The 22,634-nt window shown below is 63.4% G+C and carries 20 protein-coding genes and 1 tRNA gene; 5 read left to right on the plus strand and 16 right to left on the minus strand.

The genetic code is table 11. From position 1 onward, the window contains the following. Positions 1 to 503: 503 nt before the first annotated feature. Positions 504 to 593, minus strand: a tRNA-Ser gene (locus M2342_RS13785). Positions 594 to 736: 143 nt separating this feature from the next. Between M2342_RS13785 and hspQ the strand changes: the two genes are divergently transcribed. Beyond that, positions 737 to 1,132, plus strand: a complete 396-nt coding sequence (gene hspQ, locus M2342_RS13790; protein ID WP_264571004.1) for a heat shock protein HspQ — start codon at positions 737 to 739, stop codon at positions 1,130 to 1,132. A gap of 47 nt (positions 1,133 to 1,179) precedes the next feature. Here hspQ and M2342_RS13795 read toward each other — a convergent pair whose 3' ends face one another. After that, a complete protein-coding gene (locus tag M2342_RS13795; protein WP_181560303.1) occupies positions 1,180 to 2,019 on the minus strand; it encodes an ABC transporter permease in 840 nt (279 codons plus the stop codon). A gap of 134 nt (positions 2,020 to 2,153) precedes the next feature. On the opposite strand from M2342_RS13795, the gene M2342_RS13800 reads away from it, so the two are divergent. Next, positions 2,154 to 2,855, plus strand: coding sequence for a GcrA family cell cycle regulator (locus M2342_RS13800; RefSeq protein ID WP_264573340.1), 702 nt, complete (start codon positions 2,154 to 2,156; stop codon positions 2,853 to 2,855). Positions 2,856 to 2,967: 112 nt separating this feature from the next. On the opposite strand, the gene M2342_RS13805 is transcribed toward M2342_RS13800, so the two are convergent. After that, on the minus strand, positions 2,968 to 3,819 hold the full coding sequence (locus M2342_RS13805; protein ID WP_264571006.1) for an outer membrane protein: 852 nt from the start codon (positions 3,817 to 3,819) through the stop codon (positions 2,968 to 2,970). A 352-nt stretch (positions 3,820 to 4,171) separates the two neighbouring features. Here M2342_RS13805 and parE point away from each other — a divergent pair, with 352 nt between their 5' ends. Then, positions 4,172 to 6,151 (plus strand): DNA topoisomerase IV subunit B, encoded by a 1,980-nt coding sequence (gene parE, locus M2342_RS13810; RefSeq protein ID WP_264579516.1) that lies wholly within the window; start codon positions 4,172 to 4,174, stop codon positions 6,149 to 6,151. 97 nt (positions 6,152 to 6,248) lie between these two features. Beyond that, on the plus strand, positions 6,249 to 7,688 hold the full coding sequence (locus M2342_RS13815; protein WP_264579517.1) for a L,D-transpeptidase family protein: 1,440 nt from the start codon (positions 6,249 to 6,251) through the stop codon (positions 7,686 to 7,688). Positions 7,689 to 7,713: 25 nt separating this feature from the next. Here M2342_RS13815 and M2342_RS13820 read toward each other — a convergent pair whose 3' ends face one another. The 13 genes from M2342_RS13820 to uvrB form a co-directional block, all read right to left on the minus strand. Next, positions 7,714 to 7,983 carry a hypothetical protein gene (locus tag M2342_RS13820; protein WP_264579518.1) on the minus strand — a complete coding sequence of 90 codons (270 nt, stop codon included), beginning with the start codon at positions 7,981 to 7,983 and terminating at the stop codon, positions 7,714 to 7,716. A gap of 5 nt (positions 7,984 to 7,988) precedes the next feature. After that, the gene (locus M2342_RS13825) at positions 7,989 to 8,549 is read right to left on the minus strand and encodes a type 1 glutamine amidotransferase domain-containing protein (RefSeq protein WP_264579519.1); all 561 of its coding nucleotides are present in this window, start codon (positions 8,547 to 8,549) and stop codon (positions 7,989 to 7,991) included. A gap of 151 nt (positions 8,550 to 8,700) precedes the next feature. Beyond that, positions 8,701 to 10,704, minus strand: coding sequence for a TonB-dependent receptor family protein (locus M2342_RS13830; protein ID WP_264579520.1), 2,004 nt, complete (start codon positions 10,702 to 10,704; stop codon positions 8,701 to 8,703). A gap of 40 nt (positions 10,705 to 10,744) precedes the next feature. Beyond that, positions 10,745 to 11,368 (minus strand): SCO family protein, encoded by a 624-nt coding sequence (locus M2342_RS13835; protein WP_264579521.1) that lies wholly within the window; start codon positions 11,366 to 11,368, stop codon positions 10,745 to 10,747. Then, complete coding sequence (locus M2342_RS13840) at positions 11,355 to 11,825, minus strand: copper chaperone PCu(A)C (RefSeq protein WP_264579522.1); 471 nt, start codon at positions 11,823 to 11,825, stop codon at positions 11,355 to 11,357. The genes M2342_RS13835 and M2342_RS13840 overlap by 14 nt, the downstream gene beginning before the upstream one ends. A 67-nt stretch (positions 11,826 to 11,892) precedes the next feature. Next, positions 11,893 to 12,279, minus strand: a complete 387-nt coding sequence (locus tag M2342_RS13845; protein ID WP_413715171.1) for a DUF2946 family protein — start codon at positions 12,277 to 12,279, stop codon at positions 11,893 to 11,895. A 91-nt stretch (positions 12,280 to 12,370) separates the two neighbouring features. Next, entirely contained in the window at positions 12,371 to 13,612 is a 1,242-nt protein-coding gene (locus tag M2342_RS13850) for a DUF445 domain-containing protein (RefSeq protein WP_264579523.1), read from the minus strand. A gap of 131 nt (positions 13,613 to 13,743) precedes the next feature. Beyond that, positions 13,744 to 16,884 (minus strand): efflux RND transporter permease subunit, encoded by a 3,141-nt coding sequence (locus M2342_RS13855; RefSeq protein ID WP_264573348.1) that lies wholly within the window; start codon positions 16,882 to 16,884, stop codon positions 13,744 to 13,746. Between the two features lie 97 nt (positions 16,885 to 16,981). Beyond that, on the minus strand, positions 16,982 to 18,175 hold the full coding sequence (locus M2342_RS13860; protein ID WP_264571015.1) for an efflux RND transporter periplasmic adaptor subunit: 1,194 nt from the start codon (positions 18,173 to 18,175) through the stop codon (positions 16,982 to 16,984). A gap of 371 nt (positions 18,176 to 18,546) precedes the next feature. Next, complete coding sequence (locus M2342_RS13865) at positions 18,547 to 18,867, minus strand: HigA family addiction module antitoxin (RefSeq protein WP_264571016.1); 321 nt, start codon at positions 18,865 to 18,867, stop codon at positions 18,547 to 18,549. Next, complete coding sequence (locus M2342_RS13870) at positions 18,836 to 19,123, minus strand: type II toxin-antitoxin system RelE/ParE family toxin (RefSeq protein WP_264571017.1); 288 nt, start codon at positions 19,121 to 19,123, stop codon at positions 18,836 to 18,838. Before M2342_RS13870 ends, M2342_RS13865 begins: the two co-directional genes overlap by 32 nt. Next, on the minus strand, positions 19,120 to 19,575 hold the full coding sequence (locus tag M2342_RS13875) for a hypothetical protein (protein ID WP_264571018.1): 456 nt from the start codon (positions 19,573 to 19,575) through the stop codon (positions 19,120 to 19,122). Before M2342_RS13875 ends, M2342_RS13870 begins: the two co-directional genes overlap by 4 nt. Positions 19,576 to 19,645: 70 nt before the next feature. Continuing rightward, positions 19,646 to 21,841, minus strand: coding sequence for an excinuclease ABC subunit UvrB (gene uvrB / locus M2342_RS13880; protein WP_264572290.1), 2,196 nt, complete (start codon positions 21,839 to 21,841; stop codon positions 19,646 to 19,648). A gap of 229 nt (positions 21,842 to 22,070) precedes the next feature. Between uvrB and M2342_RS13885 the strand changes: the two genes are divergently transcribed. Then, positions 22,071 to 22,625, plus strand: coding sequence for a DUF3617 domain-containing protein (locus M2342_RS13885; RefSeq protein ID WP_264575284.1), 555 nt, complete (start codon positions 22,071 to 22,073; stop codon positions 22,623 to 22,625). Positions 22,626 to 22,634 lie beyond the last annotated feature (9 nt).

The raw sequence follows: 22,634 nt of genomic DNA on the forward strand, positions 1-22,634 counted from the left end.
TAAGACAAAGGCCAACAGCGCATGCGACACACACACCGTCAGTCGATACGTTCCATGAAAATGGTGTCGCAACATCGATCCCGAGTTGTAGCAAACGTCTAATGAGCAAAGGGCAGGTTTCAGCGACCATTCGAGCAGTGAATGTCGGCTATGCCGGCGCTTCCACGCGCCTGTTTCAAGCACGTGCCAATGATAGGTTTTGGGGAGAACTGACATTCACGGAAGGTCTGCTTGAAGGGCGACCAAGTCCCGGAGTTACGGACTCGCAAATAGAGGCCGCCGTCGGAATAGATGCTTGACGTTGAGTTTGTGCCGCGTGCGCATAAGCCATGGCGGTATGCCGGGTATTACAATGGATTAAGCCGTAAAATCGGTCATAAAACCGGCCGAGTTTGCACACGATCTACCGCGGACGGAGACGGATGGCCTCTTTGCCGAATTCCTAGGATTCAAGAAAATTTGCGTACGCGCTGGATCGGGAGCGATCACTGAGGCGCAGGAACTGGCGGAGAGGGTGGGATTCGAACCCACGGTACGGTTGCCCGTACACCGCATTTCGAGTGCGGCGCATTCGACCACTCTGCCACCTCTCCGCAGAGGTTTTCGCGTCGCAGTGCCCAAAGAGAGGGCGCCGCTGCGGTAGTCGAGCGCGCGCTGTTAGCGGATGATCAGGGCTTTGCCAAGCAGTCGGTGCGGGAAAACTTGCACTCGGTGCCGGCGACACTAAATCTGTCTCATGAATCAAGCCCAAGCCCGCAAGTCATTCTCTTCCGTGACGCACATTCCGACGATCAGTGCCGCCCATCGCGTGTCGCACGCGCATTTCGGCATTGGGGAGAAGGTCCGGCACCGCCTGCTGGGGTTTCGCGGGGTTGTGTTCGATATCGATCCGGTCTTTTCCAACAGCGAGGAATGGTATGAGGCCATTCCCGAGGCGATGCGGCCGGAGCGGGACCAGCCTTTCTACCATCTGTTCGCGGACAATGGTGAAGCGACCTATGTCGCTTATGTGAGCCAGCAGAATCTGGTGGCCGACGGAACCGACGAGCCGATCGATCATCCCGCTGTCACCGCCTTGTTCGGCGAGCATCGCGGCGGGCATTATGCGCTCGACCCGAGCTACTGGCACTGAACTGACGGGCGGCGCCTCGCCTGTTGTAGTCGGGGCTATGCCTGTCTTCAGGATTTGATCCGCCACCCCTGCCGTAGCCCGATGTAGCAGACGGCGGCCAGCACGAGGTTGAGCGCCAGCAGGAGCGCCGCGCCCACCGCGATGGGCGAATCGGCCGCGGCGAGGAAGCCATAGCGGAAGCCGGAAATCGCGTAGAAGAACGGATTGACGTGGCTGATCGCTCGCATGATCGGCGAGACATGATCCATCGAGTAGAAGGTGCCGGAGAGCAGCGACAGCGGCGCAACGAGAAAGTTGGTGACGGCAGCGGCATGATCGAACTTTTCCGCCCAGATGCCGGTGAGAATGCCGAGGAAGCCCAGCATCGCCGAGCCGGCAATGCCGAAATAGACGACCGCCCAGAGATGATGCGGGGCCACATGGACGCCCGGCCAGGCCAGCATCGCCAGCCAGATCGCGCCACCGACGAAAGCCGCACGGGTCACCGAGGCCGCGACGAGGGCGAACAGCAGTTCCCCGGCGGAGAAAGGCGGCATGAGATAATCGACGATCGTGCCCTGCAGCTTGCCGGCGAGCACCACGGTGGCGGTATTCTGGAAGCTGTTCTGCACCATCGCCATGATGATGAGGCCGGGCGCCACGAAATCGGCGAAGGGCACGCCCATCACCATCAGGCCGCCACGCCCCAGCGCGACGGTGAAGATGATCAAGAACAACAGGCTGGTAAGCGCCGGCCCCCAGATCGTCTGCAGATGCACCTTGAGGAAGCGGCGGACTTCCTTGAGATAGAGCGCCTTCATCCCGGACCAGTTGACGCCGTGGATGACGGGAACGCCCGGTTCATGACGAATGAGCGGTTGGGTGTGCGAGGAAGCAGGTTCGGCCATGAAACTGCCCTATCGCGTCCCACCCGCAGCAGCAATGGCGCAGCGATACTGTGCCGCCCGGCTTTGTCGATGACAGGCCGTTTGACCTTTGGGCCATGGATGCCCATATGACCCGATCATTTGAAGGAATAGGCATGTCCTGGACAGACGAACGCATCGATCAGCTCCGGCAGATGTGGGAGCGCGGCATGACTGCGAGCCAGATCGCTGAAGAGCTGGGCGGCGTGAGCCGCAACGCCGTGATCGGCAAGGCGCACCGCCTTGGCCTGCAGTCGCGCCCCTCCCCCGTGAAGGCGGCGGACTCCAGCCGCGCTGCTGCGCCGCAAAGCCGCAAGGCCGCGCCTCCGCCGGCACCCGCCGCACCCAAGGCGGAAGCCGCGCCGGCGCCCGAGCCGCGCATCGCAAAGCCGCAGCCCAAGGCGCCGCCGGTGGTGGAAGCACGGCCGCAGCCGCCCGTCGCGGCCCAGCCTGTTGCCGACGCCCCTCCGCCGCCTCCCCAGCCCCGGATCGTCTCGGTTGGCCCCGGCGGCTTCCTGCGGCAGGGTCCGGGCGAGATGCAGCAGCCGATTCCGCCGGCACCGCCGCGCCGGCTGGTTCCGGCCAAGCCCAGCCCGGAAATCGCAGACAAGACTAGCCTGCTCGATCTCAACGAGAAGATCTGTAAATGGCCGATGGGCCATCCGGGCGAGCCGGACTTCCACTTCTGCGGTGAAAAGGTGAACCCTGGCTTCCCTTATTGCGTGGAACATTGCGGGCGGGCCTATCAGGCGCAGCTGCCGCGTGGCACGCGCCGTCCCCCGCCGCCCATGCCTTATGGCGGCCCACGGGTGCGCTGAGGCATCAAGCGATGACATAAAAAAGGGGCCGGTTTCGGCCCCTTTTCTGTATCTGGCATTCCAGTGCGACGTACACCCTCCCGCCTTATGAAGCGGGAGGGCGCAATCGATCTTAGAAGCGGAAGCTCGCCGTCGCGCGAACGGTGTGATGATCGAACACATCGTTGGTGCGCTGGATGTCGGTGAAGCCAGCCGGCGTAATCACGAACGGGTTCGTCAGCGAGGGCGGCGTGCCTTGGCCGGCGCGAACCGTGTAGCCATCCGTGTTGAAGCGGGTGTAGCGATACTGCACGCCGATCGAGAAGTTCTGGCTCACGCGCTGCTCGATGCCGCCGCCAGCGGTCCAGCCCCACTCATCCGCGCTTTCGTTGGACTCGGTGAAGGTGTTGAACGTGTTGCTGGTGGCGAAGTTGTTCTTGATCTTGGCGTAGGCGACACCGCCGGTGCCGTAGATCAGCGTGCCGGTGCCGAGTGCCAGACCAGCGCGCAGACGGGCGTTGGCATCCCAGTCAATCCGACGCGACAGGACATAGCTGGCCGGGGTCGTGCTGAAGCCGCTGACCGAATTACCGATCATCGTGCGACCGCCTTCGATGACAGCGCCGACGACAAAGTTGCCCATCTGCATGTCATAACCGGCATGGACACCCCAAGCGACGCGACGATCCTTGTCACCGGCACAGGAGCCGGGCGTGGCACCAAGCGCGCGGCCGCGGCAGAAGCCGGGCGCGAAGGCATTGCCGGGGACAGCCGTGGAAACGGTATCGCCATAATTGCCGTCATTGTTGGTGTCGAAGGTCAGCGTCTCGAGCGTGTCGCGGTCATAATTGGGCTGCCAGGCCATGCCGAGCGAGCCACCGACATACGGACCGGTCCAATCACCCGCGCCATCCTGCGCCAGAGCCGGAGCGGCCAGCAGGCCTGCCATGGCGGTGGTGAGCGAAATGAGAGCGATCTTTTTCATACAATAAATCTCCTGCCTCTGAACTGGCTGGCCGCAATACGTTCACCCCCTCGAATTGGTTTCGCGAACTCGCTCACAAAATTCTGTTAACCACGACACCTGTCTCTTTTTTGTAACGCTTTGGCCGCGAATATTGCTGCCAGATGAACGAAACGGTCGCGATTATTGATTTTGCGTACTTCGTTGCTCACAAAGCGGTCTGCATCTGCAGGCTATTCTATTGCATTTGGCCGCGGTGCGGCGCTGCGATGATCGATCCGCTAGAGCGCTTGGGCGCCGACATGGTTCCACCACCCGCCGGATAAGATCACGCCGCTTGCGCCCGTGACTCCGCTGGCCCTATAGTTCCCGCATGTCCGACAACCTGTTCGACCAGAACATCGCCCGCACAACCGAAAGCTACGACGCCTCCGCCATTGAGGTGCTGGAGGGGCTGGAGCCGGTGCGTCGCCGCCCCGGCATGTATATCGGCGGCACGGATGAGCGCGCCCTGCACCATCTCGCCTCCGAAGTGCTCGACAACGCGATGGACGAAGCGGTCGCCGGCCACGCTACCCGCATCGAGGTGACGCTGGAGGCGGGCAATCGGCTGACGATCACCGACAATGGCCGCGGCATCCCGGTGGACCCGCACCCCAAATTCCCCGGCAAGTCGGCGCTGGAGGTCATCCTCACCACCCTGCACTCGGGCGGCAAATTCTCGGACAAGGCCTATGCGACCTCGGGCGGCCTGCATGGCGTCGGCATCAGCGTGGTCAACGCGTTATCCGCGGACACCGAGATCGAGGTGGCGCGCAATCGCGAACTGTTCCGCCAGCGCTTCTCCAAGGGGCACCCTGTGGGTCCGCTGGAGAAGGTGGGCGCGGCGCCCAACCGGCGGGGCACCAGCGTCAGCTTCACGCCGGATAGCGAGATTTTCGGCGAACTGAAGTTCAAGCCCTCCCGGCTGCACCGCCTCGCCCGCTCCAAGGCCTATCTCTTTGCCGGTGTGGAAATCCGCTGGAAATGCGATCCGGCTATCATCACGGATGACACCCCCGCCGAGGCGGTGTTCCAGTTCCCCGGCGGCCTCTCCGATCATCTGCGTGAGCAGCTGGGCAATCGCGAGTGCGCGACGGCGGAGTTCTTCCGCGGCACGCAGGATTTCCCGGACGGTGTCGGGCGCGTGGAATGGGCCATCGCCTGGCCGCTCTGGTCCGACGGTTCCACCAGCTGGTACTGCAACACCATCCCGACACCCGACGGCGGCACCCACGAGACCGGCCTGCGCGGCGCGGTCACCAAGGGCATCCGCGCCTTTGGCGAGTTGGTCGGCCAGAAGAAGGCCAAGGACATCCAGACGGACGACATCATGTCCGGCTGCGAGCTGATGCTGAGCGTGTTCATTCGCGATCCGCAATTCCAGAGCCAGACCAAGGACCGGCTGACCAGTCCCGAAGCCGCGCGGCTGGTGGAAGCGGCGATGCGCGACCATTTCGACCATTTCCTCACCGACAATATGGACCGGGGCAAGGCGCTGCTCGGCCATGTGCTGGAGCGGATGGACGAGCGCCTGCGCCGCAAGCAGGAAAAGGAAATCAAGCGCAAGACGGCGACCTCAGGCCGCAAGGTCCGCCTGCCGGGCAAGCTGACAGATTGCTCGTCAGATGACCCCGAGGGCACTGAACTGTTCATCGTGGAAGGCGACAGCGCCGGCGGCAGTGCCAAGCAGGCGCGTGATCGCAAGACACAGGCGATCCTGCCGATCCGCGGGAAGATCCTGAACGTCGCCTCGGCCACCTCTGCCAAGATCCTCGCCAATCAGGAAATCGCGGACCTGATCCTCGCCATCGGCTGCGGCACCCGCAAGGACTGCAACCCGGACAATCTGCGCTATGAGCGCATCGTCATCATGACCGACGCCGATGTCGATGGCGCGCATATCGCCACCTTGCTGATGACCTTCTTCTTCCAGGAGATGCCCGAGCTTGTGCGCCGCGGCCATCTCTACCTCGCCCAGCCGCCGCTCTATCGCCTCGTGGCGGGCGGCAAGAGCTGGTATGCGGCGGACGATGCCGCACTCGCCAAACTGCGCAGCGGCGAGCTCAAAGGCAAGAAGCTGGAGGTCAGCCGCTTCAAGGGCCTGGGCGAGATGAACCCCATGCAGCTGCGCGAGACCACCATGGACCCCAAGAAGCGCAAGATGATCCGCATCACGCTGCCGCAGGAATATGAGGAACGCGCGGGCGTGAAGGATCTCGTCGATCGGCTGATGGGCACCAATCCCGCGCATCGCTTCGCGTTCATTCAGGAGAATGCCGCGCAGGTCGACGAGGACGTCATCGACGCCTGAGCCGGGCGAGCCCACGGAATTTCGCGCTTGAAACCGCCCGTAACGGGAGCGTTATCCCGCGCCTCGCGTTTCCCCACCAAGCAGTCGGGAGACATATGTGCGCACTGGAATTTTTGGATCATCGTTGCTGGCGGTCGCGCTGCTTCTTTCAGGTTGCGATAACACAAAGGACAATCAGGATCAGGCCGGCGTCGCGCTGGAAGACATGCAGTGGAGCGACGAGGCAACCGATCAACTGACCGAAGCGCTGGCCCAGCGCGCCGCCCATGGTCTGGACCAGAAGGATTTCGGCCTCGCCGGCTCGGGTGAAAAGGCCGACAAGACCCAGCTCACCAAGGCCGCGCTCGCTTATGCGCAGGCGCTGGCGCGGGGCGCGACCGACCCAACCAAGCTGTATGAAATCTATACCGTCCCCCGCCCCTCGCCCGACCTTCGCGCCGGGCTTGCGCAGGCCTTGCGGGAGGGCAAGGTCGGCGCGTGGCTGGCCAGCCTCGCGCCGCAGGATGCAAGCTATCGCAAGCTGTCCGAGACCTATCTCGCGCTGCGCAAGCAAGGCAATGGCGCCAGCACCGAAATTCCTGCAACCAGCGCGCCGCTCAAGCCGGGTGAGAGCGACCCCCGCATCCCGGCCATAGCCCGGCAGCTCGTGGCGACGGGTTATCTCGACAAGGCGAATGCCAGCACGGACACGCGCTACACCCCAGCAATCGCCGCCGCCGTGCGGGCCATGCAGGCGGACTATGGCATCGCGACCGACGGGGTGATCGGGGATGATGCGCTGAAGATCATCAACCTGTCAGACGCTGACCGCGCCCGCGCCATCGCGGTGAACATGGAGCGGATGCGCTGGCTCGAACGCACGCCGCCTGCGACGCGCATCGATGTGAACATTGCGGCGGCCCGGCAGAGCTACTGGCGCGACGGCAAGTTGGCCGATGTGCGCCGGGTGATCGTGGGCGAACCGGACCATGAAACGCCGATGCTCGGATCGCCCATCTATCGCCTCGTCGCCAACCCGACCTGGACCGTGCCCCGCTCTATCGAAGAGAGGGAACTGGCCGACAAGGGCGCGGACTATCTCCGCCGCAACAACATGGCGCGGAAGGACGGCTGGATCGTCCAGCAGCCCGGGCCGAAGAATTCGCTCGGGCTCGTCAAATTCGACATGAAGAACGGCCACGCCATCTATCTACACGACACGCCGGCCAAGCAGCTGTTCGATGACGTCCAGCGCCAGCGCAGCCATGGGTGCGTGCGCGTGCAGGACGCGCTTGGCTTTGCCGACATGATCGCGCGGGACGAAGGCGTGACGGCCGAATGGCAAAAGGCACGCGAAACCGGCAAGGAGAGCTTTGTCCCCCTGCCCCGCGAAATCCCGGTGCGGCTGCTCTACCAGACCGTGATCTTCGACGACGCCGGCGATCCGGTGGTCCGCGACGATCCTTATGGGTGGAACAACCCCGTCGCCGCCGCGCTTAGCTTCGGCTCGGGGTCGGAACGGCGGGTGCGGGGCGATCGCGGCGATATTGGGCCGTGATCCACTTGGTGCCGGGCGGTTTAGGCTAATCCTCCACCCGGCGCCGGCCGGGCCGCAGCAGATAGCGCCACACCCCGACAAGGTTGATGACGAGCAGCACGATGTTCTGCACGCCGATGCCTTCGCTCTCCGGCTGGAGGAAACCCCAGCCGATAAGCGCCATGGAACTGGTGACGAAAATCACCATCGCCCAGCCCGTCCACAGCCGGCCGAGATTGAGCGACACGATGAGCGCGGCCAGCGTCGCCGCGGCCGCGCCATAATATTGTAAGGCTGTCAGCAAGCCGTCAGACATGCAGGTCAGGCCGCATCGACATGACGACCTTCAGCAAATTCCTCGATGATCTTGGCGCAGAAGGCGTCCAGATCATCCGGCGTGCGGCTGGTGACGAGGCCGTTGTCGACGACCACTTCCTCATCCACCCAATCACCGCCGGCATTTTCGATGTCGGTCCTGACTGTGGGGTACGAAGTGAGCGTGCGCCCCTCGACCACATCGGCCTCGACGAGCAGCCACGGACCATGGCAGATCACGCCGATGGGTTTGCCAGCCTCGGCGAAGGCGCGAACCAGATCGATGACATCGTCATCGCCGCGCAGCTTGTCTGCGCCGACGCTGCCGCCGGGGATGATCAGGCCGTCGAAGTCATCGACGGACACATCGGCAACCGCGCGATCGACGGTGTAGCTGCCGCCGGGGTCGAGATCATTATTGTTGGTCTTGGCTTCACCCGTCTCGATGCCGATCACGGTGACGGTGGCGCCCGCCTTGGTCACGGCATCGCGGGGTTGAACGAATTCAGGCTCTTCCGTGCCGCGCGGCGCGATGAGGATCGCGATGGATTTTCCTTCCAGACTCATGGGGTCTCTGCCTTTCCTTGCGTTTGGGGATATTCCGGACAACGCACCGGCAGACGTTCCGAGCCCGAAGGACGTGCAAGACAGGCTGAACCGAACCAATCATGCGCCAGCGGCGGAGCAGGCCCTCCGCCGCCAGCGCGCTCATTGAGGGTTAGAAGCGGGCGCGAACGCCGCCGTAAACCGCGCGGCGCTCGACCGGGTAATAGATCGCGGAAGTTCCCGTGGCAGCGATCACTGCCGAAATGTCGCCGATCGCCTTCTTGTCGGTAATGTTCCTCACGTCGAGGAACAGGTCGACCCCGCTCGTCAGCGTCGCGCCTGCTGTCAGGCCAAGCAGCGCATAGCCGGGCGTGCGCGTGCTGTTGGCGTAATCGGCAAACGCCCCCTGCGGCACCCATTCGAGATTGGGCGCGACGTTGAGCGCCGGCGTCCCGATCCGTACTTCGCTGCGCAGCACATTCAGCGGCACGACCGGCAGGCGGTTGTTCTGGAAAACCGCATCGTTGACGAAGTGGAAGTCCGAATATTGCCAGATCTGGCGCAGGCGCAGCCAGGGGTTCGGCGCGAGGCTGACGGCGGCCTCGATGCCACTGTGCCGCGTGCGATCCGCGTTGAAGGTGGCGGCCGGAACGGTGGTGCCATTGGGGGAATATTGCAGCAGCTCATCGCGCAGGGTGGCACGGTAGGCGGTGATATCCCAGCTCACCATGCCCGCCTGCCCGCGGGTGCCGATTTCCGCCGTCCAGGCCGTCTGCGGAGCGATGGCCGCAATGAGCGTGCTGACCGGCGGCGTGCCGACGCTCTGGAAGACCTCCCCGAAGCCCGGGAATTCCGCCGAGCGGCTGTAGTTGGCGAAGAGCTGAATGTCCGGGGTCGGCTCGATGAGCACGCCGAACTTGGGCGAGAATTCATTGAACGCCAACCGCCCGCTCTGCCCCGTGGAGAGCAGCACTGTGCGCTTGCGGAAGCCATCGGCATAAATGCCACCGGCAATCAGCGTGACGCCCGGCACCGGCTGCAGGCGCGCCTCGCCATAGACATTGGCGGTGCGCGCCGTCTGATCGGCATCGAAGGTCAGCGCGCCGCGTTCCCCATTCACATTCCGATACTGGCGCGCCCGCGTCTCGCCGTGGCGAAACTCGCCGCCCAGCGTGAAGGAGAGAATGTCCGCATCATGATCCAGCCGGGCGAAGACGCCCCGGTCGGTCGATTTCTGATCGATCACTTCATAGATGGGGTGGAACAGATCCTTCATGTTGAGGAAGGCCCCGACATCGAGCCGGGTCTGCCCCCAATCGAAGCGGGTTCGGTTCTGCAGGCGGATCGAGTCGATATCCCGCCCCTGATCGCCGCTGAAATTGCCTTTTTGCGGATTATTCAGAACATCCGTAGCGGTAAGCGCGCCGGGCAGATCCTGACGGATGCGGTTGAGGCTCGCATAGAAGCGCGTGCTCACAACGTCGGACAGAGCGAGGCCGACATTGCCATGGACGCGCATGCTCTCGCGATGGGCGTGCTGGCGGTCGCCATCCGAGGTATCGGCGCTCATGCCGACCCAATAGTCGGCCGGGCCACTGTTGCCGCCATAGGCCGCCAGCCCCCGGACTGTCTCGAAGCTGCCGGCATCGGCGCGCAAATACAGGCCGGGCGCATCCTTGCCGGTGGGGGTCACGCCATTGATCGCGCCGCCCAGCGTGCCCGAGCCGAAGCGCAGGGCATTGGCGCCGCGATAGACCTCCAGCCGCTCGAAGAAGATCGGGTCCAGTTCCTGAAAGTCGCCATTGTCGTCAGCGAGATTGATCGGCGCGCCATCCTGCAGCAGCGTGATGCCGCGCATGTGGTAGCCGCGCGAGAGGCCCGAGCCGCGAATGGAGAGGCGAACCTCCTGCCCGTAGCGAGGCTGGGTGTAGACGCCGGGCGAGAAGGCGAGCGTATCGCGCAGTGAGACAATGGTCTTGTCGGCATAATCCTCGTGCCGCACGACATCGGTGCCGCCCGGCGTGGCGCGGGCGAGCCGCTCGGCTTCCTGCGTTTGGGACTGGCCCACGACGATGATGGTGCGCTCGCCATCGGCGGCGGCATCAGCCGCCTCCTCGGCAAAGGCGGGCGTGGCCATGGCGAGCATGGTTGCGAGAGCGATAAAGGACGTTTTCATGATGATGTCTCCCCCCGTTCGGGGTCTGAAATATGGTGGGTCAGGCGATCAGGCGGCGAAGTTCGGCAAGGGCCGCATCTTCGCTATCCTGATCGCTCAGCAGGGATTGCAGGCGCCCGTCACGATCCATGAGGATGACGAAGGCGCTGTGATCGATGGTGTAATCGCCGCCCTCGAGCGGGACCTTCTGGTAAAAGACCCGGAATGACTTCGCGGCGTCGGCAATCTGCGTTGGCGAACCGGTGAGGCCGAGAATGGGCGTGCCGAACAGATCGACATAAGCACCCACATCGGCCGGCTTGTCATGGCCGCTATCCACCGAGACGAAGACGATGCGGAACTTGTCCCCATCGGCACCCATCGCCTTGCGCAGATGCGCCATGCGGCTGAGCGTCGTCGGGCAAATATCCGGGCAGCGCGTAAAGCCGAAAAAGATCGCATAGGGCTTGCCCTTGAGCGTCTGCGCGGTCACGGGCTTTCCATTTCGGTCGACCAGCGAGAAATGCTGGCCGACATCGGCCGGCGCCCCCGCAATCACTTGCGGCGGACCTTGGGTGACGAACCGCAGGGCCAGCAGAATACCAAGGCCAAGGGCAGCGAGCGCCACCAGCAGCCAGAGCCACAAGCGAATGCGAGCCAGCCGGCGCGGATCACTGTCCGCCATGGCTGCCTCCATAAGTGACGGCCTCGACGGCGAACCAGACCTGCACCTTGCCGACGCGGGCGAAGTCGAGCGTGACGGGAATGGTCTCGCCCCGGACCAGCGGGCGCTTGAGGCCCATGAACATGATATGGAAGCTGCCCGGCTTGAGCGTCACCGAGCCGCCGGCCGGGATCGGCAGGCCATGCTTGAGCGGCCGCATCCGCATGACACCGCCCTCCATGCTCATGCTGTGGATTTCGACGCGGGTGGCGACCGGCGTGCTACCGCCAGTGAGGCGCTCATCCGCACGGGCGCTGTTGGTGATAGTGAGGAAACCGCCGCTGGCGGACTGGCCCCGCGCGGTTTCCCGTGCCCAGGGTCGATCGATGGTGAGGACGTCTTTCTTGACGCCCTGCGCGGTGGCAGGCGCCACCAGAGCTGCGGCGAGACCCGCCGCGATTAGGATAGGAATTTGCATTGAGAAACACTCCGACATGCCCGCGCGTGACGACGCGCCGGCAGAACCGACAAATCAGCTCAGATTGTCAGGCGTTGGCCGGAGGACCGCGTAACGGGGGACGGAGATAGGTCTCATGCCGAGGCAGCCGCAGATCGGTCTGCAGCAGGGCCGTCGCGAAGATGAACGCCAGCGCGGCTTCGAGCACGACCGGATCGGTTGCGGCAAGCGCCTGAGCCGTCAGGCCACCGAAGGCGCAGGTCTGATCCGATTGGGTCTGCGGCGTCTTGTCCTTGCCCTCGACGGGAATGTGCAGCGTGATCGGCCCGGCCCCGCCGGACGAACACAGCTCGACGGTGAGCGTCTTGCCACTGACGACGGGCATGAAGCCCGCCGGCATCAGCGCCTTGAACAGCAACGCGAGGCCGAGCAGCGTGGCAGCCCAGCAGCGGTGCGAAAGAACAAGGCGGCGCATATGCAACACGGCCGCGCTCCTAATCCCCTCCGCCGCATTTGTCACCCGCGAACGGATAAAACCTCACGGCGCGCAGGCAGGAGCGGATTTTCTAGAACAGATAGCTCAGGCTGTGCAGCGTGAGACCGACCAACCCTCCGACAAGGGTGCCGTTGATACGGATATATTGCAGATCGCGCCCGACCGCATTTTCCAGCCGCCCGGTGATCGTTCGCGCGTCCCAACTGCGCACGGTTTCGGAGACCAGCAGGACGATGCTGTCGCCATAGCGCGCCGCCGTGCCGACCGCGACGCGCCGGGCGAAACGATTGACCACATGCTTGAGCGCGGGATCGTCGCGGAGCGTTTCGCCAAGCTGGCGCACCACCTCGCCCATCCGCCCGGCGAGCGCTGCCTGCGGATCACGTGCGGCGCGCAGCATGGCCTCGCGCGCGGCTTGCCAGATGCCATCCAGCCAGCGCTGCATGGCCGGGTTAGCGATCATCTCGTCGCGGATGCGGTCGACACGCGCCTGCATCTTGGGATCGGTCTGGAGATCGTCCGCAAGGGTCGCCAGCCCCTCCTCCACCTTGAAGCGCAGACGGTGCTCGGGATCGTCAGCAGCTTCCTGCAGCAGCCTGTCCAGCCCGTCGATGATCTTGTTAGCCAGCGTCTCGTCGAGCCCGGTGAAGCGCATGATCTTGCCGGACCGCTCATGCACGATCTGGCGGATGAGCTCGCGATTGGCCTCCAGCGTCCGCGCGCCCCAGCGGATCAGCGCATCGAGCACCGGCTGGTGGCGCCCGTCCTTCATGGCCGCGGCGAGCAACTGGCCCAGCAGCGGCGCGGCATTGAGTTGGCCGATGCGCTGCACCAGCACGCCCTTGAGCATCCCGCCTAGCCGCTCGTCGTCCAGCGCTTCCAGAGAATCGGCCAGCAATCGTGAGGCGCCACGGCGTAGCCGTCCATCGCTGGCGGCCGGCGCCGCCAGCACGCGCCCGGCCGCGCCGGCGACATCCAGCCGGCCCATGCGGCGAGCGACGACGGCGGGCGTGAGGAAATTGTCGCGCAGAAAGACCGCCAGCGTATCGCCGATGCGGTCCTTGTTGCGAGGGATGATCGCGGTGTGCGGGATCGGCAAGCCCAGCGGATGACGAAACAGCGCGGTGACCGCGAACCAGTCGGCCAATCCGCCGACCATGGCCGCCTCGGCGAACGCCCGGACGAAGCCCAAAGCCGGATGCAGGTCCTCGAACCGACGCGCCGACACATAGGCAATCGCCATCACGACCAGCAACCCGGTCGCAATGATGCGCATCTGCCGCACGCCGCTATGGACGGGAACCTTGATCATGCGACGTCTCTAGCCGAGTGCTGCCCCTGGGTCATCCGGCAAGGCATCGCGCGGCCGGTCCATCCCGGCACGCGAACCAAGCCGCTGCCGGAAGAAGTCCCGCCAGCGACAAGAGTTCCTGAAAGCCCTGCTTATTCGGCTGGCTGAGCAGCCTCGCCCTTGCCATCATAGGTCAGCACCCGGCGGCGCAGCCACGGGCCGATCCGCTTTTCGACGCCATCGGCAAGGCTGAACGCAGCCGGCACGATCGCGAGGGTGAGCAGCGTCGAGAGGATCAGGCCGCCGATCACGGTGATGCCCATCGGCGAGCGCCAGGCGCCATCACCGGTGAGCGAGAGCGCGGTCGGCACCATGCCGGCGGTCATGGCGACCGTCGTCATGACGATCGGCTGGGCGCGCTTGTGGCCTGCTTCCATGATCGCCTCGAACTTGGGCACGCCCTTGTCCATCTCCTCCAGCGCGAAGTCGATCAGCAGGATCGAGTTCTTGCCGACGATGCCCAGCAGCATCAGCAGGCCGATATAGACCGGCAGCGAGAGCGGCTCGTTCATCACCAGCATCAGCAGCAGGCCACCCAGGGGCGCCAGCGCCAGCGAGCACATGTTCACCAGCGGCGAGATGAAGCGTTTGTAGAGCAGCACCAGGACCGCGAAGACCAGCAGCACGCCAGAGGTCACGGCGATGACGAAGTTCTGGATCAACTCCTCCTGCCAGCGATCGCTGCCGACGGCCTGATTGCTCACGCCTTGCGGCAGGTTGCGCATGGTCGGCAGCTTGTTGATCGCCTCCATGACCGGGCCCTTGACCGCGCCCTGCGCCAGATCCGCACCGACGAAGATGCGGCGCTGCTGGGCATAACGCTGAATGGAGGTGGGCCCGGAGCCGAAGCTGATCTCGGCGACGCGGCTGAGCGGCACGGTGCCGCCGCCCGCCGTGGGGACAGGCAGGTTCTCGATGTTCGAGAGATCGCGCCGCGCCGATTCCGGCAGCATGACCCGGATGGGCACCTGGCGATCGGACAGCGAGAATTTCGCGCTATTCTGGTCGATATCGCCCAGCGTCGCGATGCGGATCGTCTGGCTGAGCGCGGACGTCGTGACGCCAAGTTGCGCCGCCAGATCGAGCCGCGGACGGATGATGAGCTCCGGCCGCTGCATGTCGGCATTGACGCGCGGCGCCACCACACCGGGCAGGCTCTTCATCTCTTCGGCAACCTTCGTCGCCGTCTCTTCCAGAAGCGCCGGGTCAGAGCCGGAGAGCATCACAGAAATGTCGCGTCCCGTGCCGAACCCGCCCTGCTGGGACGCGAACGAGACGCGCGCGTCCGCTATTTCCGCGAGGCGCGGCGCCAGTTCGCGCTCGAACTCGATGCTGGTCCGCTTGCGGTCCTTCTTGAGCGTGATGAAGATACGGGCATTGCCTTCGCCGACGTTCGCCATGGCAGTATCGACTTCCGGCTGCTTGTTCAGCAGCTCGGTCACCTGATCGGCAATGGCCTCGCTCTGCCGGAGCGTGGTGCCCGGCACTGCCTCGATGTTGATCCGGCTGAAATCCTGATCGGCATTGGGCTCGAACTGCTTGGGCATCGAGATGAGCAGGATGACGGTCAAGGCGAAGGCCGCCAGACCAAAGCCCATCATCCAGACGCGATGATCGAGGAAGCGCGCGCGAATCCGCCGCCCCAGCCCACCGCCCCGTGCATAAGCCTTGGCCTTGCGATCATCGAGTGCCCAGCCAAGCAGGCTCATATAGCGGTCCATCAGCCAGCCCTCGCCATGCTTCTCCTCGCCATGATGTTCGAGGAAGTAAGCGGCGACCAGCGGCGTGATCATGCGCGCGACGGCAAGGCTGATCAGCACGGCGATGACGACCGTGAAGCCGAAATTCTTGAAGAACTGACCGGTGATGCCGGGCATCAAGGCGACCGGGAAGAACACCGCGACGATGGACATCGTCGTTGCAACCACCGCGAGGCCGATCTCATCCGCCGCGTCGATGGAGGCCTGATAAGCCGTCTTGCCCATGCGCATGTGCCGCACGATGTTCTCGATCTCCACGATCGCATCGTCGACCAGCACGCCGGCCACCAGACCGAGCGCGAGCAGGGACAGGGAGTTCAGGTTGAACCCCATCAAATCCATGAAATAGAAGGTCGGAATTGCCGAGAGCGGAATGGCGATCGCGCTGATCACGGTGGCACGCCAGTCGCGCAGGAAGATGAACACCACGATGACGGCGAGCACCGCACCCTCGATGAGAGCGTGCATCGAGCTGCTATACTGGCTCTTGGTATAGTTCACGCTGTTGAAGCGCTGGTAGAAGCGAATACCGGGATTTTCCGTCTCAAGCTGCTTCAACACCTTGAGCGTTTCATCGAAGACGCTGACGTCCGATGCGCCCTTGGCGCGCTCGATGGAGAAGTTGACGACCTGCTTGCCGCCGACCTTCGCCAGGCGCTTTTGCTCGCCATAGCCATCGGTCACGCTGGCAATGTCCGCCAGCAGGATCGTGCGGCCGTTGCCCAGCGATATCTGGGTCTGGCCGAGGCTGTAGGCATCCTGCGCATTGCCCAGCACGCGCACCGACTGACGCGAGCCGGCGATCTCCGCCTGGCCGCCCGCCGCGTTGACGTTCACCTGACGCAGCGCCTGGTTGACCTGCGACGCCGTAACGCCGAGCGACTGCATCTTGGCCGGATCCAGCGTCACGCGGATTTCGCGATCGACGCCGCCGCCGCGCCCGACGCGCGCCATGCCTTCGATGCCGAGCAGGCGCTTTGCCACCGTATCGTCGACGAACCAGCTCAACTGCTCGATCGTCATGTCCGAGGCCTGGACCGAGAAAAACGCGATCTCGGCGCCGCCCACTTCGACCTTCTGGACGAAGGGCTCGAGAATGCCATCGGGAAGATCGCTGCGAATCTGGTCGACCGCGTTCTTCACTTCTTGGGTAGCGACGTTGGAATCGACGCCGATCTGGAACTGGACGAAAGTCTGGCTCGATCCTTCGCTGGCCGTCGACTGGATTTCATCGACGCCATTGATCGATCGCACCGCCGCCTCGACGCGCTGGGTGATCTGGGTCTCGATTTCCGTCGGCGCGGCGCCCGGCTGGCTGATCGTCACATTGACGGCCGGAAAATCGATGTCCGGATTGTCCACGACGGCCATGCGGCTGAACGCAATGATGCCCGCCAGCAGCAGGCCGATGAAGAGCACGATCGGCGGCACCGGATTGCGGATGCTCCAGGCCGATATGTTGCGAAGACTCATCTCGTATGTCCTGCCAATCTAGCGTGTGACGGCCGCCACAAGCAGCGGCGCCCTGTTAGACGTCGCCCGTTAGACGTCGCTTGTCAGGCGTCGCCGGTCAGCCGCCAGCCCTTCCGTCCGTTGCACTCTTCGCGAGCCGGGGCTTGACCGTCTCGCCCGGGCTGAGGAAGCCGCCGGCATAGAGCACGACGCGCTCCGAGCCATTGAGTCCCTGCACCACGGCGATGCCCCGCGTTGTCACGGCGCCCGTCTTCACCGACCGGCGCTCGACCTTGTTATCCTTGCCGACGACATAGACATAGCTGCCCTTAGGGTCGCTCTGGATCGCGGACTCCGGCAGGACTGCTGCCGACACGCGCTCCATGGCAATTTCCGCATTAGCGAAACCACCCGGACGCAGCGCGGCATTATAAGGCACGGCGATGCGGACGATGCCCTGGCGCGACGTCTGGTCGATCACCGGCGCGATCTGCCACACGCGGCCCTCGAAGCTCTGCGTCATGCCGACAGGCGTCACGCGTGCCACGGCGCCTTCGGACAGCAAGGCCAGCTCGTCTTCGGAGAGCAGCGCCTTCATTTCCATTTCGCCCGCGCGCGCGATGCGAAACAGCACGGCACTGCCGCCGGAGACGACCTGACCCGGCTCGACCGAACGCGTGAGCACCAGCCCTGCGGCCGGCGCGCGAATATCCAGCCGCCCGACCTGCGCGCGCATCTGGTTGAGCTGCGCCACCGCCACATTGACCCGGGCCACGGCAGCATCGCGCGTCGCGGTCTTCTGGTCGATGTCGGCGCGGGACACGAATCCGTCGCTCACCAGCGCCTTGGCGCGATCAAGATTGTTCTGGGCCAGCTTGGCGTCGGCTCGGGCGACCTGCACGGACGCTTCGAGCTGGGAAATCTGCTGGGCCTGCACCGAGCGTTCGATGGTCGCGAGAATCTGATTCGCGCCGACCCAGTCGCCCGGCTGAACATGAACGGCGACCACGCGGCCACCCTCGCCGACCACGCCGACGGGCATATCCACCCGCGCTGCGAGTGAGCCGGTGGCATTGGCGGTGCGCGTCACGGCTTCCTGCGCGGGCACAGCGACGGTGACGATTGCCACCTGGCTGACCTGCTCGCCCTGATCGCCCGAACCGCCGAAGAATCGATAGGCCAGCATCGCGATGACCGCCAACGCGACGAGCGCGCCAACAACCAGCAGCAGGCGCCGCCGCTTCTGCCGACTCTCGGCCTCTTCCGGGTCCGCACTGGACACGCCGTATTTCATGTTCGCTTCATAGTTCATGAGTTTCGCCGCCTAGGCGCCCCTTAGCTCGAACTGTATTACATGAATAAGTCACTATCGACAAGCGGGATTATACCCACCTTCTCGCAGCCGCAACACCCTGTTTTCACTTCGCTTTCTAAGCTGAAGACCTTACAGGACAGCAGCATGAATGAACGCTGAGCAAAAGCGATGCTTGGCGGATGCGCCTGCAAGAAATCCGAGTGTCGCAGCGGTGCCGGCTTGTAGACTTCGTCTACTTGCTGTCAAACGAAATTAAGAACATAACAATGAGAGGCAGCGACCGCCATTCTCACCATGAGGTCGCCTAACCAAGTCCTGAAAATAAACGGTTTGAGCAGACGCAACACTTACCGATCCAGCTTGGCGGATCAGGCAGCCCGCGGAACGATTTTCGCCAGTTCACGCCCATGCACGCGGCGCTCTTCTTCCAAGTCGTAATCAATCTGAAGACCCAGGAAAAACCCTTCGCTCACACCAAAATAACGAGCCAGCCGCAGGTCCATATTCGCGTCAACGGGATAAACCTCAGCGAGAACGTCTGACAGGCGCCGCTTCTCGACCCCCGCGCCTGTCACGACTTCATCAAGTGAGATCTCGCTACCGACCAGAAAATCCTCGCGCAGGATCGAGCCCGGATGGACATTGTCCAGCAGGCCGTCATCCTCTGTGATAGTCCTCGATCCGGACATTCTCTGCGCCTCCATCCGACCAGTTGAACGTGATCCGCCATTGGTCGTTGATCCGCAGACTATATCGTGAAGGTGTGAAGCCTTTCAACTGCTCGAAGCGATTTCCCGCAGGAATGCGGAGATCATACAGATTTGTGATGCGATTGATCTGACGAAGTTTGCGGCGCGCCGTCTGCTGGATATCCGGCGGCAGCTTGCGACTGCGCTGGCCGAGGAAGACTCTTTCAGACTCCCCATCGGTAAACGACCGGATCATTGAAACTCATCCAGCCGACGCCAATTTGCATCCGCGGGGCCTTTTGCATGCCAAAAACGCCAACCATTAACGTTGTTCCCGGTTATCGCGCCTGCTGCATCTGAAGGACTGGTACGGACAATCCCGTTAGAATCCAGCCACTGCCCATTCTGGATTTCCGCGAAGTAAGTTCGCCCCTTGTAATCCGCCTTAAGCTTCGTTCCGTTGGGAAAAAGAACGCCATTAAACCAAGCACCGTTCATATACGGCGCGAGCACATTTCCTCCAGCAGGACGCCGCATTAGGGCATCCACCTCTGCTTCACTCATGCCGGCAAGCAACGCATTGGTGACGGCATTTTCACGATTAGGAAGCTTCAATAACCGACGCAAAACGTCATTATACCCGTCCGCCTCGTTATGTCGAAGGGCGGTGAGTGCTTTGAAAACGTCAAAGTCGATTTCGATCTGCATGCCATAGCCTTCTCTCTACGGGAGCATACTATGATAGTTTACCGACGTTAGCAATACAGATTTTTGCTGTTTAACGCCCCATTTTCCGCTGCGTCTTGCCGTAGCGCATCTTGCGCGTGCCGGGTTTGCCCTCGGTGGCGCGGCCGAGATAGCGGCCCGCATTGGCGGTGACCTGCTGATCGACAGGGAGCCCCAGTTCCTCGGCTTCCAGCTTGCGGATCTGGTCGCGCAGGCGGCCGGCTTCCTCGAACTCGAGGTCGGCAGCAGCGGTGCGCATCTTCTTTTCGAGATCCTCGATATAGGCGCGCAGATTATGGCCCACCATGTGCGGCGCATCGTCGAGGCCGGTGTCGACGGTCACCTGATCCTTGCTGGCGACATGGGCGATGATGTCGCCGATCTGCTTCTTCACGCTTTCCGGCGTGATGCCATGTTCCAGATTATAGGCGACCTGCTTCTCGCGGCGACGGTTCGTTTCGTTGAGCGCGCGCTCCATCGAGCCTGTCATGCGGTCGGCATAGAGGATCACGCGGCCATCGATGTTGCGCGCGGCGCGGCCGATGGTCTGGATGAGGCTGGTTTCCGAGCGCAGAAAGCCTTCCTTGTCGGCATCAAGAATGGCAACGAGCCCGCATTCGGGGATATCCAGACCCTCGCGCAGCAGGTTGATGCCCACGAGCACGTCATAGACGCCCAGGCGCAAGTCGCGGATCAGCTCGATGCGCTCCAGCGTCTCGACATCGCTGTGCATGTAGCGGACCTTGAGGCCTGCCTCATGCATGAACTCGGTCAGATCTTCGGCCATGCGCTTGGTGAGCGTGGTCACCAGGGTGCGGTAGCCCTTTTGCGCGGTCAACTTGGCTTCATGGATGAGGTCGTCCACCTGATCCTCGACCGGCTTGATCTCCACCGGCGGATCGATGAGGCCGGTCGGGCGGATGACCTGCTCGGAGAAAGTGCCGCCGGTCTGCTCCATCTCCCAGTTGCCGGGCGTGGCGGAGACGCTGACCGTCTGCGGGCGCATCGCGTCCCATTCATTGAAGCGCAACGGGCGGTTGTCGATGCAGCTTGGCAGGCGGAAGCCATATTCGGCGAGCGTCACCTTGCGGCGATGATCGCCCCGCGCCATCGCGCCGATCTGCGGCACGGTCTGATGGCTCTCATCCACGAAAAGGATCGCGTTTTCCGGCAGATACTCAAACAGAGTCGGCGGCGGCTCACCCGGCAGGCGGCCGGTGAGAAAGCGGGAATAATTCTCGATGCCGGCGCAGGAGCCCGTGGCTGCGATCATTTCCAGATCGAAATTGGTGCGCTGCTCCAGCCGCTGCGCCTCCAGTAACTTGCCCTCCTCGACCAGCTCCTTCAGCCGCTCGGTCAGTTCGTGGCGGATCGCCTCCATCGCCTGCTTGAGCGTCGGGCCGGGGGTGACGTGGTGCGAATTGGGGAAGACCTTGACGTAATCGAGGCTCGCCGCCTTCTTGCCGGTCAGTGGATCGAACTCGACAATCTCCTCGATCTCGTCCCCGAAGAAGCTGATCCGCCAGGCATTATCCTCATAGTGGCTCGGGAAAATCTCCAGATTGTCGCCCCGAACGCGGAAGTTGCCGCGCGCGAAGGCGGCATCGTTGCGCTTATATTGCAGCGCCACGAGCTTGCGGATGATCTCGCGCTGATCGGCGCTCTCGCCCTTTTTGAGGCTGAAGGTCATCGCCGAATAGGTTTCGACCGAACCGATGCCGTAAATGCACGAGACGGACGCAACGATGATCACGTCATCGCGCTCCAGCAGCGACCGGGTCGCCGAGTGGCGCATCCGGTCGATCCCCTCGTTCACGCTCGACTCTTTCTCGATGTACGTATCAGAGCGAGGCACATAGGCCTCGGGCTGGTAATAATCATAATAGCTGACGAAATATTCTACCGCATTGTCAGGGAAGAAGCTCTTGAATTCCCCATAGAGCTGCGCGGCGAGGATCTTGTTGGGCGCCAGCACCAGCGCGGGGCGCTGCACCGCCTCGATTACCTTCGCCATGGTGAAGGTCTTGCCCGACCCGGTGACGCCGAGCAGCACCTGATCCTTCTCGCCAGCCTCGGCCGCCTCGACCAGCTCGGCAATGGCCGTGGGCTGATCGCCGGCCGGCTGATAATCGCTCACCAGCTTGAAACGCCTGCCTCCCTCCGCCTTTTCCGGCCGTGCCGGACGGTGGGGAACGAAGGACTGGTCGGTCTGGGGTTCAGCCAGATTTGTGCGGATTTGGATCGCCATAGGGGGAATATGGCGATTGTGGCCGCCGGCGGCAATGGGGCGGAAGAACAAAGCGGGATCGACGATGACTGGGCCCGCCATCATGATATGGGGTGAGCGTCAATCAGGCTTTTGCCACCGATCCGTCCGTCGTGCCGTTCTCGAGCTTGCCCTGCGGAGGCTAAAGCGCCATCACCGGCCGGACGAGCTTGGACACACAGGTGCCGGGCCTTGCGAAGAGGACATGCCCATGCGCGCCGTTTTTCTGATCACCCCTGCCCTTCTTGTCCTCTCCGGCTGCGACAGCGGCCCGAATGTCTCGGCGACCAACGCGACGCCCGAGGAAGTGCAGCAGCAAGTGGCGGCTGCCGGCGGCGATGGTGTCATGGTCAGCCCCGGCCGGTGGGAAGGCCAGATGACGGTGCAGGAGATCGAGATGCCCGGTCTGCCCGCCGAAGCGCGTGATCACATGAAGGCGCAGATGGGCGCCGGGCGAAGCTTCACCAGTTGCGTGACCGAAGAGGATGTGAAGGAGCAGAAAGCCTTTTTCACCGGCGAGCACGACAAGAGCTGCAAATATGATCACTTCACGATGAAAAATGGTAAGATTTCCGCGCTACTCAAATGCGATGGCGGCGCGCAGGGCCGCATGGAAATGAAGATGGACGGCGAATATGCCCCCGACCGCTACCGGATGGAGATGGCCTCAAAGGCCCAAGGCGGGGACGCCGCAGGCGAGATGACGATGAAGATGACAGTGGACGCCAAGCGGGTCGGCGCCTGCAAGGGAGACGAACAGGGCTGACGATCCGCG

The sequence above is a fragment of the Sphingobium sp. B8D3A genome (assembly GCF_025961995.1).
Taxonomy (GTDB): domain Bacteria; phylum Pseudomonadota; class Alphaproteobacteria; order Sphingomonadales; family Sphingomonadaceae; genus Sphingobium.